Source organism: Finegoldia sp., from assembly GCF_046991905.1.
In the GTDB taxonomy this organism is placed as follows: Bacteria; Bacillota; Clostridia; order Tissierellales; family Peptoniphilaceae; genus Finegoldia.
In genome coordinates this window covers 80,467-97,467 of record NZ_JBKWZF010000002.1, presented here as the reverse complement: position 1 = coordinate 97,467, position 17,001 = coordinate 80,467, and the positions used below count along the sequence as shown (strand labels likewise).

Here is a 17,001-nt window from a genome sequence, read left to right as displayed (position 1 = left end):
TTTGCACCAAAATTTCAAAAACCATCAAGCAAAACACTTGATGGTTTAATTGATTACGATTTAAATAATTTGGCATTTTTTTCTTTTTCTAATTGTTCCAAGAAAATTTCTTTTTGAATCAAGTGAGTTTTTCTGATGGATCCTGCAATGTCTGCTACTAACATAAAAATCGTCGAAGCCGACACGTAATAAAAGTCGATAAATGAGTATTCGATAAATCCTCTTGATGGAGGTGTCATTTGTCCGATGAAAAGCATCATAAATATCGCTACGAAAACAATCGTAAAATTGAATTTGAAAATAAATCCATGAAAATATCCAAGGACTACTGCGATAGCCAAGAATATCATCAAGCAATGGTCAATCAAAAATCCATGCGCATGAGACAATGTGTATCTGATGATTATCATGAACAATATGTAAATCAACGAGTAAATAATAAGTTTTGTGTTTTTTGACATTTCAAATCTCCTTTTGTTAAAACATTTTCCGTAATTGTGATTTGCTTGAATTTTTTGTAAAGTTCGTAATAAAATTTACAAAATAAAACATTTCAATATCATTGTAGCACAATTTATAATTTTATTCTACAAATTATTAAAAGGTTATCCTAATTTACAACCTTGAAAAATTGTAAAATTTATATTAAAATTAACTAATAACTAGGAGGCTATTATGAAACCGTATATTGTGGGAGTCGCAGGTGGAAGTGCTTCAGGTAAGACTGAAATCGTGAAGACTTTGAAAAAACATTTTGAAGATAAAATAGAAATTATTGAACACGATAATTATTACTTTGCTCATGACAATTTGACTATGGATGAACGTGCTAGTTTGAATTACGATCATCCCCAAGCTTTTGAAACGGATTTGTTGATTGAGCATGTTAAAAAAATTCTAAATAATGAAGAAATCGACATTCCAACTTACGATTTTACAATTCACACTAGAAGCTCTGATACTTTGAAGAAAAGTCCAAAGCCAATTGTGATTGTAGAAGGAATTCTGGTTTTGGAGAATGAAGAACTTCGCAATTTAATGGATATGAAAGTCTTCGTAGACTGCGATGGAGATGTCAGACTCAAAAGAAGAATTACAAGAGATTTGGTCGAAAGAAACAGAACTATTGAATCGATTTTGACTCAATATATGGAAACTGTTAAGCCAATGCATGAGCTTTTTGTGGAACCTAGTAAGAAATTTGCCGATTTGATTGTGCCAAAGGGTGGCAAGAACAAGGTTGCTATCGATGTTCTTATCAATCATTTGGCTACGAAATTATAAAAAAACCATTTTGCTATTGACTAGAATTAGTTTCTAGTATAAAATTTTAATAACTCAATAGAAAATTATGATTGTGACCAGTACCGATTATTCGGGAATTACAACACATGAGTTTTCAAGGTAGTTTCATACTTTGCATGGAACATAAGCTTTTGATAAGAAAGGTGGTACCGCGTAGATTCGCCCTTTCGTGTCAAGAGTTTTTTTATTTTATAGGAGGAGTTTATGATTAATTACGAATTTGAACATGAAAATGTGTATGACGAATTGGTAGCGCGTGGATATTTTGAACAAGCTACATACGAAGATGAATTGAGAGATTTACTCGGAAAAGAAAGAGTTCCATTTTACATTGGATTTGATGCGACTGCAGATAGTTTGACCATTGGCCATTTTATTCAACTTATGGTTATGATGAGAATGCAAGCTCACGGTCATATTCCTATTTGCCTTTTAGGTGGCGGAACTACAATGATTGGTGATCCTTCTGGTCGTAACGATATGAGAAGTATTATGACTAAGGAAGTTATCGACGAAAACGCCAGAAGATTTTATTCTCAAATGACAAGATTTATCGATTTTGGTGAAGACAAGGCATACATTGAAAACAACAAGGATTGGTTATTGAATTTGAATTTCTTGGATTTCATGAGAGAAATCGGCGTTCATTTTTCTGTAAATCAAATGTTGACTTTGGAAAGTTACAAGAACAGAATGAAAAAAGGTCTAACATTTTTCGAGTTTAGTTATATGTTGATGCAATCATACGATTATTTGGTATTGTACAGAAAATACGGTTGTAAATTACAAATGGGCGGCTCTGATCAATGGTCTAATATTTTGGGCGGATACGATTTGGTTAGAAAATTGGAAAACGACAAAGTTTATGCTATGACTTTCAAGCTTTTAACTACTGCTGACGGTGTGAAAATGGGTAAATCACAAAAAGGCGCTGTGTGGTTGGACGAAAACAAAACAACTCCTTACGATTTATTCCAATACATGAGAAATGTCGACGACAGAGATGTCGAAAAATTCTTGTTGATGTTGACATTCTTGCCAACTGAAGAATGTAAGAGACTCGGAAGCTTAGAAGGAAGTGACATCAACAAAGCTAAGGAAGTATTGGCGTTTGAAGTGTGCAAATTAGTTCACGGAGAAGAAAAAGCAGAAGAAGCACGTCAAACAGCAAACGCGTTGTTCAATTCAAACGCTGTAGATGAAAATATGCCAACAACTGAAATGAAGGCTTTAGATTTTGAAAACGGAATTGGTTTGTTGAATTTGTTGACGATGACAGGACTTACTCAATCAAACAGTGAAGCGCGTAGACTTGTAACTCAAAACGGAATTTCTGTTAACGACAACAAGGAAGCTGATCCAAAAAGAATTGTAACAATTCACGATTTTAACGACGATGAACTTATTATAAAAAAAGGTAAAAAAGTATATCACAGAGTAAAATTGGTATAATATTTTAAGAAATAAACCCTGGCGATTTTGAATCGATTTTCAAAGTTTGCCGGGGTTTTGTGTTATAATTAAGTAAATTTAAAAATATTTGTGGAGGTTAAAATGAAAAAATTATTCAAATTTTTAACTAGTAGAATAATGCTTTTGGCAATTGTATTTATTATTCAAATTTCACTATTAGTTTATTTGATTTTAAGTTTTCAAAGAAATTTTGTGTATGTCTACACATTAAATATTATAATATCCTTCGCTTTTACTATAATGGTGGTCAACACCGATGTAAACCCGAGTTTCAAACTAGGATGGCTCATCCCTATATGGATATTCCCGTTGTTTGGAGCGGTGTTCTATTTGTTTTTCAGAAGAAACAGATTCGTTCGTGCACAACAAAGACGAATGGATACAATAAGTTCTTCGTTTAACAACCATATTTTGTCGAATGGTAATGTAATTGACGAACTGGAGGGCGACTCCAAGTCAATCGCAACTTACATAAACACAACAGCTCACGCTCCTGTATTTTCTAAAACAAGTTCGAAATATTTAAAAAACGGCGAGGTTTTCTTTGAATATTTGATGAAAGATTTAAAAAACGCAAGAGATTATATTTTCTTGGAGTTTTTCATTATCGAAGAAGGTTATATGTTCAATAATATTCTGGAAGTTTTGGAACAAAAAGTAAAAGAAGGAGTCGACGTCAGGATTTTGTACGACGATTTCGGCTGCATGACGAAACTTTCTCGTAGATATTACAAAAAACTAGAAGAAAAAGGCATCAAGGTTCAAGTTTTTAATAAAATCAAAGTTCTACCTATGCCCCGCCACAACAATAGAGACCACAGAAAAATCGTTGTTATCGACGGAAAAGTCGCTTACACTGGCGGGTTTAATCTGGCAGATGAATACATGAACAAAATCCAAAGATTCGGATATTGGAAGGACACAGGAATCAGAGTTACAGGTGATGGTGTGTGGTCATTTACAATAATGTTTTTGTCAATTTGGGAATTGTACGACGATAACGAGCTTGACTACAAATATTATTTCGAAAAAACTGTTCGTGATGTTTCTGAAAACGAAGGCTACTGCCAACCTTATACGGATTCTCCATTAGACGATGTTCCTGTTGGAAAAGGTGCGTACATGCAATTGGTGTCTCGTTCCAGAAAATATTTCTACATTACAACTCCGTATTTGATTCCATCAGATGACATGATCGATTCCCTAAGAGATGCGGCTTTAAGTGGTGTCGATGTTAGAATCATAACTCCGGGAATACCAGATAAGAAATTGGTCTACATGGTTACAAGAACTTACTACAAAACTCTTTTAGAAGCGGGTGTTAGGATTTTCGAATATACTCCAGGATTTTTGCACGCAAAAAGTTGTGTCTCAGATGACAAACACTGTGTAATCGGCTCAATTAATTTGGATTTTAGATCCTTGTATCTACATTTTGAAAACGGAGCGATGTACTACGATTCACACATAGTCGATGACCTAAAGGAAGATTTCTTGGAAATGCAATCGCAATCACAAGAAATATTTTCAAGACAATTGGAAAACCAAAGCGTATTTAGAAAAATACTATCCGTAATTCTGAAAGTATTCTCACCAATGATATGATGAAAAGAAATAATTTGATCGATACGTTAAGGGGATTTTCAATTGTCAACATGGTAGTCTACCATTTTCTATTCGATTTGGTCTACATGGAAAATTTCAAAATTGAATGGTTTGAAAACACGCCAGGCATGATTTGGGAGAGATTCATCTGCATAAGCTTCATTTTGATATCGGGCTATTGCTTCAATTTATCTCACAACCACAAGAAACACACCATCACGCTTTTTATCGTGGCTATGATTTTGAGTGTGGTGACATATTTCTTCGCAAATGAATTTTTCATAGTTTTCGGAATAATTCATCTGTTGTGCTTGGCATCATTCTTCACGATTTTTGTCGACAAATTAACCCTTAACAAAAAAATATTGTGTGCCCTATCTTTTGTAATGTTCATTCTAACTTACAAAATAAGCGCTCATCCAATAGATATAAGTACCAATTTATTTAGTTTTATAGGATTCTACAACAATAAGTTTTACAGCGGCGACTATTTCCCATTACTACCTTGGTATTTTATGTATCTAGTTGGATATTGCGCAGGAGACTTTTTAGATATAAAATTAAATGTAAGAGAGAATGTATTATCAAAAATGGGCAAAAAAAGTTTGATGATTTATTTAATTCACCAACCTATAATAATGATAATTGTACAAATCGTAAAATTTTTAGGAGGAATTTAATGAATAAATTCAAAAAATCTATCGTTATGTATCACGATAATTCAGGACAACAAGACATATTTGAAGTATTAGGCAAATGTAGTCCTAATATATTAAAATTATCAAATGAAACAGTATTTTTCCAAAGCGAAGAACAAGGTGATTTCTACAAAAAATGTGAAGAATTAAAAGATTTTGATTTGGTAATCGTAGTTGGAGGCGACGGAACAATAAACGAAGTCATCAACGGATTATATGATTACGATATGAATCCTGTTATAGGAATTATTCCAGGAGGATCGTTTAATGATTTCTCAAGAACTGTCAACATCGGAGCAAATCCACTTCAAGCAAGTGAGAATTTGTTAGATGCAGAAGTCAAAGAATACGACTGCATTTTAAATGACGACAAAATCGCTCTGAATTTCTGGACAGTAGGAATGGCATCCGAAAACGCACAAAAAATGCAAGAAGCTGACAAATCAACATTCGGCGTGTTGACATATATTCCAAAAGTTTTTGAAACATTAACACAAGACAATTCATTTGATTATGAAATGGAACTCGACGGTGAAACGATAAAAGGAAATGCCGTTATGGTATTTGTCGCTAATGGATTATACTCAGGAGGAGTTGAAGTTCCAATCTCTGACATCAGCCCAAGCGATGGAGTGTTGAATGTGTTTGTTGTTGAGCAATCAAACATCGGAGCATTCAAAGCAATGTTCGGACAATCAAGCAGCTTTGATTTCAACGAACAAAACGAAGGCGTCAAAACATTCAAAGCAAAAGAAATAAAGTTCATCTCACCTGAAGGATTAGTCGCAGATACAGATGGCGAATTGTACCAAAAAACACCATCAAACATCAAAGTCGTAGAAAAAAGATTCAAATTCTTATCAAAACCATTAGAACAATAAAAGTATAGAAGAAAAGCTAACTCAAACGAGTTAGCTTTTTTTAGGTTAAAATTTTAATATAAAAAAGAGACCATCTGAGTGGTCTCCAGTTTAATCTAAGGTTAAAACAATATTAAGGGAGGAGATTGTTTCTTGAGATTAAACTTACTTTGTTTATACTTATATAATAGACTATGAATGTGTACTAATTATGTTCAAATTAGTAGAGATTATATTTTTTTGTTTTTTAGGGGAAATTAAAGGCAGCACATTATTTTTTTACGTGCTGCCTTTGGTTTATTTAATCAATTCTTTTACTATTGATTCGTTTACTGAGTTTTCTCCACCAAATACATTAACTTTTTCAAATTTTGATTCTTCGAAAGCTTGTTTTGTAGCTTCTGGAATTTCATTTGCTTCTGCTAATAATATTGGACAATCAATGGAGCCTATTACTAAGCTGTCTGCAAAGTTTGTTCCGTTTGCGATGTTAACTTCTTTTCTGTCTTTGAAGCCGTATTCATAGATTTTCTTTGCTGTTTCGTAACGGTTTGCTCCTGCTATTCTTGTAGGGTTTGGTAGTTTGTTTTCTACTTCTTTGGAGATTGTCTTTTCTCCACCTACAATTATTACTTCTTCAATTTGTTTCAATACTTCTTGTGTTGCTTTTGGTATGTTATTTGGTTGTACAAGTAGTATTGGCATGTTGTTTTTGTTTGCTAGTGGCGCTACTGTTAATGCGTCTGCGAATACTTCTCCGCTTGCTATTACAGCTTTTTTAGTTCCTGTTAGCTTGATTACTTCTTGTGCAATCTTTGCACTTGTTTCATAACGATTAGCTCCTGCTATTGTTCTAACGTTGTATTGTGATAGGCTGTCTTTTGTTTTATCTACTGATTTTTCTCCACCTATTACGATTACATTTTTAGCTTCTAATCTCTTGATTTCTTGTGCTACTACTGAATCTAATTGATCTTTTTTAACTAACAAGATTGGTGCTTTTAATGCTTTCGATAATGCTGATGCTGATAAGCTGTCTGCGAATTGTTCGTAGTTTGCTATGATTACTGTTTCAGCAGATTCGTAGTATTTCTTGGATACTTCTACTGATGTTTGAATTCTGTCAGAACCTGCAACTCTTGTTGTAGTTTTTTGTTGTTCAGCTGGTGTGCTTGGTGTTGGTGTTACTGTACCAGGTTGATTTGGTGTTTTCCCTGGGTTATCACCTGGTTTTGTTGGATTTTCCTTTTCAAAATCTTTGCAAGCATCTTTTATTGCATTGAAAATTCCTTCCCTATGGTATTTTGCTCTATCATCAACTTTTCTGATTTTTCCAAGACTATCTACATTTGATTTCAAAACATCTGAATAATTTAGCCCTTCATAATCATCCAAAGTCTCCAAAGCCAACATATGATAACCTTCATTATCTTCATCAACATTCAAAATCTCATTTCCGTATTCGTCTTTTTGTCCTTTTCCAATAGTGTAAGACATGTCTAACACATACAAGATTTTGCCGTTTTTGTCAAAATACACATTCATTCCAATATGATAGGATGGAATCGGAAGTGGCGTTTTAAGTTCAAAATGACCTTGTTTCATAATTGAATTTTCCATGTTTCCTTTGTTTTCAACAATATTAATAAGATTTTGTAATTCTTTTGTTAAACGAGTTAATTTATTATCCACAACGGCGGAATTATTATAAGATTTTTTTGCGTATTCAAGTTTATCTTTCAAAATCCCAGAATTTTCTGGATGATTTTTAATCGTTAATTCTCCTTTTTTAATTAATGAGTCTAACTTATATCGACTTACAAAAAATTGAGTATCATGGATGTATTTTAACTTCGCACCCTCAGATAATTTGTCTTTTCTTAAAAGCTTTTCACCTTCAGCCTTCATATCTTCAAATTGCTTTTGAGTATCATCTCTGAGTTCTGTTAAATCTAACTTATTTAATTCATCCAAAACTTTTTTCAAATCATCTTTGTTTTTCGTAGTTTCTTCAGGATTAACAACAAAATTATTTCCATCAGCTATCGTTTTTCCTTTAATTCTAACTAAAACTTTTTTGTAATTATCCTCAACTTTGTTATCATCAAATGCATTAAATCTTATTTCTTTAATATTATTTGAAAAATCAATCTCTTTTAAATTATTATATCTGAATGCTTCTTCTTTTACACTTTCCAAATTTTCGGGCATTGTAACCTTTGTAATGCTATTTTTGTAAAAAGTTTGAACAGATATTTCTTTTAATTTTGTTAATAAGCTCAAATCCAACTCAGATATTTTGTTATTACAAAAAGCCATTTCTCCTATTTTTTCAACTTTATCGCCCATAAACATTACATTTTGTGCATCGTTATTTCTAAAAGCTGAAATCCCAATTTCCCTAACATTTGGATAAATCACTATTGCAAATAATTTATTAATATGAAACGCACTACTTCCAATTATTTCAGTATTTTCGCCTAATTCAAGCATTTCTATCTTGTTATTCATGAATGCTCCATCTCCAATTATTTTTAGAGCCTCAGGTGCTTCAAATTCTGTCAAATAATTAGACTGGAATGCAAATTTCCCGATTTTTTTCACAGTTTTCGGAAGTTTAATGCTTTGTAAATCGTACTTATTCAAACTACTATTTTCAAAATCCACATTTCGAAAAGCATCATCTCCAATTTCATCAACAACATATTTCCCATTCTTTTCAGGAATTACAAGATTTTTGTTTTCACGAACTTTTAATTTTCCGATACCAGAAAATCCTAGAACTTTACCCTTATCAAATACAAAATCTTTTTCATCCCATTTTGAACTATCCACATCTACTGAAGTTGTCTTATCTTCTTCTGTCGGGTTTACAATAGAAGAAGAATCCTTGTTGTCCACATTTCCATTTGAGAAAAGCACAACTTTCATCGCGTAGTTTTCATCGCCAGAATTTCCACTAAATGCATCAATCTCAATTTTTTTCACACTATCTGGAAGTTTCACTTGCTTAATTTTATTATCTTGAAAAGCTTGTTCTTTTATAATTTTCAATTTTTCACAATTAAATTCTAATTCTGTAATTTGATTAGATTTAAAAGATCTTTCTCCTAAATTTGTTAAATTTTTAGGTAAAATAAGTTTGCCTTCTATTTGGTTATCAAAAAATACTTGTTCTCCCAAAAATTCCAAATTATCCGGTAATTTTATAGTCTTTAAACTTAGATGTGCAAATGCATAATCACTAATTTTAGTGATGGTCTTTGGTAAATTAACGCTTTTAATATTACTATTTTCTTCAAAAGCATCTTGCCCAATATAAGTATATCCTTCAGGAATCTCTACAGATTCTATGTCTAATTGCTTGAAATCTTCTCCAAGCTTTTTAATTTCGTTTCCATCAACATCTAAGTTGTTAACCTCTCCATTTTCGCCTTCTCTTTGAGTATACTCATCTATCGCACTACTCTTATTGTAGACAAAAGCAAAACTTGCTATTTTTTTCAAAGCTACATTTTCTTTACTTTTTGTTGGTAGCACAACATTTCGATTTCTTTTTAGCTTTTGCACACCGCTTTTCGAAAAACCGTATACAGTATCTCCCACAATTTCAAAATCATCCGCTGTATATTTGTCATCAGCTGCATTGGAATTAATATTTAATCCAAAAATCAAAGCAAATACAAAAACCAAAGAAAAAATAATCTTCTTTTTGTTCATACGAACCTCCTATTAAATTAATAATGATATTCTTTATCATCTAAAGAACTTTTTTATTTTACTATAATCTCAATTTCTTTTCAATGATATTTGTTATCAAATTAATTTTAAAAAAAGTTTCGTGCTTATCAATATCTTCAAACACATAATATTGAGCTAGCTAAAATTTTATACGTTACTTTTAGCAATCTTATATACACAAAAACAGCTCTTAATAAATTAAAAGCTGCATTCAGTAAATTTTATATTCTATTGTAAATTTGCAATCTCCATTAACTCATTCTCAATTTCAAGCATTATGTGATCCCAAGAATGTTTTAATACTAATTCGTGAATTTTTTCTGGTATTGGTTCTTTGTTTTGTATTCTGATTATTTGTTGTTCAATTCCTTTTGCTAATCTATCAACAAATGGTTCGATTTCTGAATCATAAGGTTCATCGATTGATTTGAGTCGTGGCATTTCGACAAATTCAATTGCGCTACTTTTATTTATTTCATCGCCTAATGTTTCTATGAGTCCTTCTATTTCTGTGACTACGACTCTCATTCCACAACCCAATGCTTCAATTGCGATAAGTCCCAATCCTTCATAATAGCTTGGCAAAATGTAGATGTCAGATTCTCTCATTTTGTTAGAGAGTTTTTTCTGACAAGATGTGTTGTGCAAATCAAAGTGGAGTGAATTTCCTGTGTTGTCCCACAACTCAACTTTTGTTTCTATATCTACATCTCCCACTAATGTGAGTTCCAAATTATCGTATTTTTCTTCTAATTTTTTGAAAGCTTTGCAAAGTTCGTACACTCCTTTTGCGTGTGATAATTTCCCTGCAAACAAAAGCCTTATTCTGTCGTTTTGTGGGTCTTCTTTTCTTCTGTAAAATATGTCGCTGTTATAGCCTCCACCCGTTACAACGATTTTTTCTTTGTCGATTTCAAATATATCGGAGATTGGTTCTACGTCTTTTTTGCTTAATGCTAGGACTTTTTGTGCGCGGTTCAGATTATTCACACATGTCATAAACAATTCTGGGTTGAGGTTTGTTTGTCTGATGTCGGTTCCATGATTTAGTAATAAAACAGGAGTTTCATCGAAAATATCTAACACGAGACTGCTTAGCATCCAACAATGATGAGATACGACTACGTCTGGTTGGAATTCTTTCTTTGCTTTTTTCAATTGTTTTGTGAATTCATTTGTCCAATCTTCAATCATATCGTGTGTCATATCGCTGTATTTTGTGGAATCGTAAGGCATTTCATCGCTCATTCCAACTATTGGGAAGTTCAACTTTTCGCTTTTAAATTCCACTGGATATTTTTTGATTGTTTCATCCAAATTTAATTGGATATTATCTTGTATTCCAAATATAGCAGCATTTTCATGATTTTGTTGCATAAATTGAATTACGTTTGTAAAATAAACGCCGCTTCCTGTTTGCTTCGGAAGTTGTGCGATTACGTGTAGTATTTTCATGTTATCATCCTTTTTATTATTATTCTTACTTCTATATTATCATAATAAGATTTTAATTGCTTTAGTTATTTATTGAAAGTTTTTATAAATCATTGATTATGTTTGTTGTTTAATGTATAATAGCTTGTATTATTTTGATTAGGGGGCGATTATTATAGAAAATTTAAACGAACAACGATCAAATCTTCTCGGCAATGAATCCATTCCGAAATTAATCTGGAAGTTTTCAGTTCCAGCTACTATAGGAATGTTGGTTCAAGCTTTGTATAATGTTATAGATAGAATCTTCCTAGGTGCCGGTGTAAATCAAATGTCAATTGGTGGCGTTTATTTGATTTTCCCGATTTTTTTATTTCTGATGGCATTCGGAATGTTGATTGGTGTGGGTGGCAATTCCCTTTCTTCAATTAAATTCGGTGAAGGCAAGAAAACAGAATCAGAAATAATCCTCGGCACGTCTATGGTTTTATCTATTATTTTTGGGGTTTTGATATCAGGGATTTTTCTTTTAAATTTAAAATGGTTTTTGAAGATTTTCGGCGCAAGTGACACTTTGATGCCTTACGCTTACGATTATGGAAAAATTATTTTGTATGGTGCGCCTTTTCAAATGGTTGGTTTTGCGATGAACAATTTCATTCGTGGAGAAGGCAATCCTAGAGCTGCGATGGTAACGATGTTTATCGGTGCATTCACAAATATTATTTTGGATTATGTGTTCATTTTCCCTATGAAAATGGGAGTACAAGGCGCTGCTTGGGCGACTATTATAGGCCAAATTTTGTCTTGTATTTGGGTTGTTAGATATTTCCTTTCAGATCGTGCACTGTTGAGACTTAAAAAGGAAACTTTCAAGCTTGATTTGCACTATTGTAAGCAAATTTTTGCACTGGGCTCTGCTCCATTCGCAATGCAACTTGTAGCTAGTGGTATTAATATTATTTTCAACAATTTCCTTAAAATTTACGGTGGCGACTTGGCTACATCATCAATGAGTGTTATCTACAGTGTTTCACAAATTGCATTCATGCCGATTTTTGGTATCAACCAAGGTATCCAACCAATTTTAGGATTTAATTTCGGAGCGCACAAATACAGACGTGTTCAACACACTTTGAGAATTGCTATTGTAGCTGGAACTGTGTACATGGTTTTGAACTGGGCATTCACTATGCTTAGACCAGATTTATTGGTGAAGATTTTTATTTCAAGACCAGAAGATTATGCAGTCATCAAGGACATCGCAATTCCTGGACTTAGAATATACAATTCGATGATTTTCATGCTTGGATATACCATAATTGGATCGTCATTATTCCAAGCAATCGGCAAACCAAAAATTGGTTTCATATTGACAATGACAAGACAACTTATTTATTTGTTGCCGTTGATGTTGATTTTCCCAAAACTTTTCGGACTTACAGGCGTGTGGGCAGCGATGCCAGTGTCGGATGTTTTATCCACATTAACTACGACTTATTTCTTGGTTAAATCAGGATTTTTGGTTAAAACAATTCACAACGACCACGAATTTGTTCTCGGAATTTAAAAAAGGTTTGAATATTGGATTTCCAATGTTCAAACCTTTATTTTTTAGAATATAAATACCGAAACTAGAATAGACACTACAGCCGTTATCATTATCATGGGTAGTTTGTAATCAGAAGATGTTTTCTTGAATGATCCTTTATTGAAAATTGCAAACGTAGCCGATGCTACTACAAAAATTGTAGCTGCTATTTTCAAAAATCCTACAGCATCAAACTCATTTGTCCTGAAAAATCTGTAGATTGTAATCAACAAAACATATCCAATACAATACGCATATAATTCCAACACTCCAAATCTATCTTTTTGTTTCAATTTTACCTCCTTATTTTCCTGCAATAGTCACATTATCAAACGCAATAACTGCTGGTGCTAAGCTGTTTTTGCGAGATTTCAATTCTTTTGAGAAAATCATAGAATCTTGAACTTCTTTTACATTTAATGAAATTGAACCACCTGTTATGAATGATTCCACGCCATCTTTTACAAGTCTTGCAAGTCTGAATTCTCCACCGAAATCTCCCGTAGCACTATCCATCAAGAATGACGAGAACGCCAACACTTCAATGTAATCTTGTGATTTCAATTCTTCGACAGAAATATCTCCACCACTCACTTCGAAAACTGGTGATTGTCCCATATTTTTTACGTTCAAATAATAACTATACTTTGCGTTAGTAACCAAGTTTTCTACGACGCCATTTTTGTACAAATCATATTCTACAAGTTTTTTACCTTCTGAATCGACAGGTCTTTTGTTGATTGATGTCTCCAATGTTGGATTGATTTTCATGTTGAAGTTTACTTTTGGATTATCTCCGAAAAATCTCTCGCCTAATTTAGCAGAGCTGATTTGTTGATAAATCATGGCATCTCTCGCTTGGTCGTAATAGTAATACAAGAATTCTTCAACAGCTTCGTTTGATAAAATAACTCTCATATTTTCCATTTTTTCATTTCTAACGGCGCTGGATCTTTTTTCAGTTTCCAAAAGTTGTTTGTCGACGATTTCTTCGATTTTGGAATAATCAATACTTGTCAAATCATATCCGTTGAATATTTCAACAGGTTCATCACCAACGTTGCAATCAGTTACGATTTCAAACGTAAACTTGTTAGATGGATATTCTACATCCACGCCCTTTGATGTAACCACATGCTTGTGGTTTTCGTAGGCGAAAATTTCGCAGGAATTTACTTTTGATTGGTAGCCGTAATCTTTGTAGATAACATCGTGTACTTTTTTGAAATTATCTGTCAAATCTTCGCACACTTTGATGTCTTTTAATGTAGCATAGCCTTCTTCTTTTTCTGGAAGTTCGTAGTATTTGTTCTTGACAAACTTCGCTGCAAAAGCAGTTCTGTCGATTTTTTCTTTGATTTCATCGTCACTGTCACTTAAGTTCAACACAACTGTGCTGTCACCTTTGAATTTGTCGCCGTTTTCTTCAAAATCCACGAACACCCTCACAGATGTTTCATTAGTCACGCAACTTCTGTTCATGTCTACTTCGTCTTTTATCAAAAATACTTCGTTGGATTTGGACACAGTGTTGACAACTATCCAGTCGGTAATTTTTTCGTTTTGTTTTAATATATTTATTAATCTTTCCATTAACTTAAAATCCCCTTTGCCTTAATGTATGATCCACCAGTCGATGTCTTAACCCATTCTTTCCAGCCTTTTCCACAATATCCTCCACCAGAAAGTACAAGTCCGTTGGAAACTTGTGTGATTGATTGCAATAAATCTGGAACATATCCTGTCAAATAAACTGGGCTTACGATTTTGCCAGTTAATTTGCCATCTATGATTTCACGGCCTTTCATTGCAACGCATTGAATTCCCCAGTTTTTTGGATCTTCCATTCCAGATGAGAAACCTTCCAACAAATATCCTTTGTCAACTGATTTAATCATATCTTCAACGGAATCTTCTCCTTCTTCAAAGAAAGTGTTAGTCATACGAGTGTAAGCTTTTCTCTTGAAAGATTCTCTCTTGCCGTTTCCTGTGGATTCTTGTCCCAACAAAATCGCAGACAATTCGTCGCACATTCCATGACGCAAAATTCCCTTGTCGATAATCACAGTATCTCTTCCCAAATTTCCTTCGTCATCGAACAAATAGCTTGACACTTCATCGAAGGCAGTCGCACCGTCGTGCATGATTATCTTGTCACTTGCAACTCTCTTGTCTTGGTATTCTTTTCCTTTTGCACGTTCTTTTACATACATATCCATTTCAGCCCCATGACCGAAAGCTTCGTGAGCGATTAATCCTGTAAAATCAGGATCGCAAATTATGTCGTATTCTCCAGGAACAACTCTGTCTGCTGTAAGTAATTCTTCAGTTCTTCTGCAAGCATCATCCGCTGCTTTTTCGAATTCAGAAATCAATTCACTTCCACACAATCCAGAACTAGAAATGAAATCTATTTTAGTATTTTTTCCATCAGTTGCTGCTGCCATTGCAAATCCTGTTGAATAAGCGTAAGATTGGTACAAATCTTTATTTTTAGATAAGAAAATTTTATTAACTTGCGTAATATTCAATCTCAAAGAAAGTTGAACGATTTTTTCGTATTTCGCTTTAACTTCGTCGTGAATTTTTTGCAAAGTAGTGATAATTTTTTCTGGATTATCTTGTTCTGGTAAGTTTTCAACTTCAGTGATTCTTTCTTTTGTAATTTCCTCATCATTTGGAAGTCTGTCGTAAGTTACTCTGTCCAAGCCTTCGACGATTTTTTTACGATCTTCAAGTGCGATTTTGCGGACATTTTCGCAAACTTCATCTACATTTACTTCGTTAAATGAATACTCACTAAATCCCAAATCAGTGTACACTCTGATTACAAATCCTCTTTGGTAATCAGGAGATGGATTTAATGAAATTGCTGATGTAGTCACAGAATAACTTGCCCCATCAACATCGCAACCCAAAATAGAAACGTATTTGAAATCAGTTTCCAAATTTTTTATAATTTCTTGTAATTTAGATTTATTATCTAATAAAAATTTTGATGTAGTTAGTTTTTTCATGTTCTACCCCTTTCATTAATAATTATAGTAAATACTTCTACCTATTACAATGAATTTAAAGAAAATGATATCATAAATTTAGATATTGAAGTAAAATATGTATAAAGGAGTGTAACCTAATGAAAACTAATATTCAATTAACTCAAGAAGAAATGATTCTCGCGAAAAATTATGCGAAAAATCATTCGATGAATTTGGAAGATGCTTTTAAAAATGCTTTATTCGAAAAAATTGAAGATGAATACGACACAATCTTAGCCGAAAAAGCTTATGAAGATTATCTAAAAGATGAAAAAAATAGCAAACCAATTTCTGAATTATGGAAAAGTTTAGACTTGTAATAAACCAAAAAATGGCTACCAATTTTCAGGTAGCCATTGTTTAGTTTATTTCGTTTTATCTATTAGCCATGATGACTTTTATCTCATCTGGATTAATTCCAACCATTGCTTCTCCCAAATCTTTGCTCACTTCAAGCAATACATCAGGATTGTTGTAATTTTCTACAGCTTTTACGATAGCTTTGGCACGTTTTTCAGGATTTCCACTTTTGAAAATTCCACTACCAACAAACACACCTTCAGCTCCCAATTGTCTCATCAACGCCGCATCAGCAGGAGTTGCAACTCCACCTGCAGAAAAATTAAGTACAGGTAATTTTCCATTTTCGTGAACGTATTTCAATAATTCAAAGCAAACTCCCATTTCTTTTGCTTTGTCGTATAATTCATCTTCCTTCAAAGACTTCACCAATGAAATTTCGCCCATGATTTGTCTCAAATGTGTAACAGCTTGAACAACATCTCCCGTTCCAGCTTCACCTTTTGTTCTAATCATCTTAGCTCCCTCTTTGATTCTTCGTAAAGCTTCCGATAAATTTCTCGCTCCACAAACAAAAGGAGTGTTAAATTTTGATTTGTCGATATGATATTTGTCATCTGCCGGAGATAAAACTTCTGATTCGTCAATGTAATCAATTCCCAAAGATTCCAAAATTTGCGCTTCAACAAAATGACCAATTCTAACTTTTGCCATCACTGGAATTTTGACAGCTTTCATGATTTCTTCAATCATTTTAGGGTCGCTCATTCTGCTAACTCCTCCAGCAGCTCTAATATCTGCAGGAACTCTTTCAAGTGCCATTACACTTACTGCTCCTGCTGCTTCTGCAATCTTTGCTTGTTCAGCATTGATTACATCCATTATTACTCCGCCCTTTAATTTTTCATTTATATCCATTAAAATCACCTCGCCTTTATAATACATGCAAATTGCAT

At 33.2% G+C, this 17,001-nt stretch carries 14 protein-coding genes; 7 read left to right on the top strand and 7 right to left on the bottom strand.

Annotated features, from left to right (window positions below; genetic code table 11):
• Positions 1-53 precede the first annotated feature (53 nt).
• Entirely contained in the window at positions 54-461 is a 408-nt protein-coding gene (locus ACLUJM_RS01615; RefSeq protein ID WP_316082777.1) for a hypothetical protein, read from the bottom strand.
• Between the two features lie 214 nt (positions 462-675).
• Here ACLUJM_RS01615 and udk point away from each other — a divergent pair, with 214 nt between their 5' ends.
• The 5 genes from udk to ACLUJM_RS01590 all read left to right on the top strand — a co-directional run bounded on the left by udk (position 676) and on the right by ACLUJM_RS01590 (position 5,962).
• Entirely contained in the window at positions 676-1,284 is a 609-nt protein-coding gene (udk, locus tag ACLUJM_RS01610; protein WP_412412009.1) for a uridine kinase, read from the top strand.
• Between the two features lie 225 nt (positions 1,285-1,509).
• A complete protein-coding gene (gene tyrS, locus ACLUJM_RS01605; protein ID WP_304114955.1) occupies positions 1,510-2,757 on the top strand; it encodes a tyrosine--tRNA ligase in 1,248 nt (415 codons plus the stop codon).
• Between the two features lie 102 nt (positions 2,758-2,859).
• Entirely contained in the window at positions 2,860-4,383 is a 1,524-nt protein-coding gene (gene cls / locus ACLUJM_RS01600) for a cardiolipin synthase (protein WP_412412008.1), read from the top strand.
• On the top strand, positions 4,380-5,063 hold the full coding sequence (locus ACLUJM_RS01595; protein WP_412412007.1) for a heparan-alpha-glucosaminide N-acetyltransferase: 684 nt from the start codon (positions 4,380-4,382) through the stop codon (positions 5,061-5,063). The genes cls and ACLUJM_RS01595 overlap by 4 nt, the downstream gene beginning before the upstream one ends.
• The gene (locus tag ACLUJM_RS01590) at positions 5,063-5,962 is read left to right on the top strand and encodes a diacylglycerol/lipid kinase family protein (protein WP_412412006.1); all 900 of its coding nucleotides are present in this window, start codon (positions 5,063-5,065) and stop codon (positions 5,960-5,962) included. Before ACLUJM_RS01595 ends, ACLUJM_RS01590 begins: the two co-directional genes overlap by 1 nt.
• A gap of 276 nt (positions 5,963-6,238) precedes the next feature.
• Here ACLUJM_RS01590 and ACLUJM_RS01585 read toward each other — a convergent pair whose 3' ends face one another.
• Positions 6,239-9,661, bottom strand: a complete 3,423-nt coding sequence (locus tag ACLUJM_RS01585; RefSeq protein WP_412412005.1) for a leucine-rich repeat protein — start codon at positions 9,659-9,661, stop codon at positions 6,239-6,241.
• Between the two features lie 249 nt (positions 9,662-9,910).
• Positions 9,911-11,137 carry a glycosyltransferase family 4 protein gene (locus ACLUJM_RS01580; protein ID WP_154271475.1) on the bottom strand — a complete coding sequence of 409 codons (1,227 nt, stop codon included), beginning with the start codon at positions 11,135-11,137 and terminating at the stop codon, positions 9,911-9,913.
• A gap of 148 nt (positions 11,138-11,285) precedes the next feature.
• On the opposite strand from ACLUJM_RS01580, the gene ACLUJM_RS01575 reads away from it, so the two are divergent.
• On the top strand, positions 11,286-12,686 hold the full coding sequence (locus ACLUJM_RS01575) for an MATE family efflux transporter (RefSeq protein WP_412412073.1): 1,401 nt from the start codon (positions 11,286-11,288) through the stop codon (positions 12,684-12,686).
• 44 nt (positions 12,687-12,730) lie between these two features.
• Here ACLUJM_RS01575 and ACLUJM_RS01570 read toward each other — a convergent pair whose 3' ends face one another.
• The 3 genes from ACLUJM_RS01570 to ACLUJM_RS01560 are packed head-to-tail and all read right to left on the bottom strand — an operon-like array spanning position 12,731 to position 15,724.
• A complete protein-coding gene (locus ACLUJM_RS01570) occupies positions 12,731-13,000 on the bottom strand; it encodes a hypothetical protein (protein ID WP_227904635.1) in 270 nt (89 codons plus the stop codon).
• Between the two features lie 10 nt (positions 13,001-13,010).
• The gene (locus tag ACLUJM_RS01565) at positions 13,011-14,300 is read right to left on the bottom strand and encodes a metallopeptidase TldD-related protein (RefSeq protein ID WP_412412004.1); all 1,290 of its coding nucleotides are present in this window, start codon (positions 14,298-14,300) and stop codon (positions 13,011-13,013) included.
• Complete coding sequence (locus ACLUJM_RS01560; protein WP_412412002.1) at positions 14,300-15,724, bottom strand: TldD/PmbA family protein; 1,425 nt, start codon at positions 15,722-15,724, stop codon at positions 14,300-14,302. The genes ACLUJM_RS01565 and ACLUJM_RS01560 overlap by 1 nt, the downstream gene beginning before the upstream one ends.
• Positions 15,725-15,843: 119 nt before the next feature.
• On the opposite strand from ACLUJM_RS01560, the gene relB reads away from it, so the two are divergent.
• Positions 15,844-16,065, top strand: coding sequence for a type II toxin-antitoxin system RelB family antitoxin (gene relB / locus ACLUJM_RS01555; RefSeq protein ID WP_353316591.1), 222 nt, complete (start codon positions 15,844-15,846; stop codon positions 16,063-16,065).
• Between the two features lie 55 nt (positions 16,066-16,120).
• Here relB and pdxS read toward each other — a convergent pair whose 3' ends face one another.
• The gene (pdxS, locus tag ACLUJM_RS01550) at positions 16,121-16,963 is read right to left on the bottom strand and encodes a pyridoxal 5'-phosphate synthase lyase subunit PdxS (protein ID WP_412412001.1); all 843 of its coding nucleotides are present in this window, start codon (positions 16,961-16,963) and stop codon (positions 16,121-16,123) included.
• Between the last annotated feature and the right edge of the window lie 38 nt (positions 16,964-17,001).

Coding starts and splice junctions, on each gene's coding strand:
- ACLUJM_RS01615 (WP_316082777.1), bottom strand. CDS start 461: ATGTCAAAAAACACAAAACTTATTATTTACTCGTTGATTTACATATTG.
- udk (WP_412412009.1), top strand. CDS start 676: ATGAAACCGTATATTGTGGGAGTCGCAGGTGGAAGTGCTTCAGGTAAG.
- tyrS (WP_304114955.1), top strand. CDS start 1,510: ATGATTAATTACGAATTTGAACATGAAAATGTGTATGACGAATTGGTA.
- cls (WP_412412008.1), top strand. CDS start 2,860: ATGAAAAAATTATTCAAATTTTTAACTAGTAGAATAATGCTTTTGGCA.
- ACLUJM_RS01595 (WP_412412007.1), top strand. CDS start 4,380: ATGATGAAAAGAAATAATTTGATCGATACGTTAAGGGGATTTTCAATT.
- ACLUJM_RS01590 (WP_412412006.1), top strand. CDS start 5,063: ATGAATAAATTCAAAAAATCTATCGTTATGTATCACGATAATTCAGGA.
- ACLUJM_RS01585 (WP_412412005.1), bottom strand. CDS start 9,661: ATGAACAAAAAGAAGATTATTTTTTCTTTGGTTTTTGTATTTGCTTTG.
- ACLUJM_RS01580 (WP_154271475.1), bottom strand. CDS start 11,137: ATGAAAATACTACACGTAATCGCACAACTTCCGAAGCAAACAGGAAGC.
- ACLUJM_RS01565 (WP_412412004.1), bottom strand. CDS start 14,300: ATGGAAAGATTAATAAATATATTAAAACAAAACGAAAAAATTACCGAC.
- ACLUJM_RS01560 (WP_412412002.1), bottom strand. CDS start 15,724: ATGAAAAAACTAACTACATCAAAATTTTTATTAGATAATAAATCTAAA.
- relB (WP_353316591.1), top strand. CDS start 15,844: ATGAAAACTAATATTCAATTAACTCAAGAAGAAATGATTCTCGCGAAA.
- pdxS (WP_412412001.1), bottom strand. CDS start 16,963: ATGGATATAAATGAAAAATTAAAGGGCGGAGTAATAATGGATGTAATC.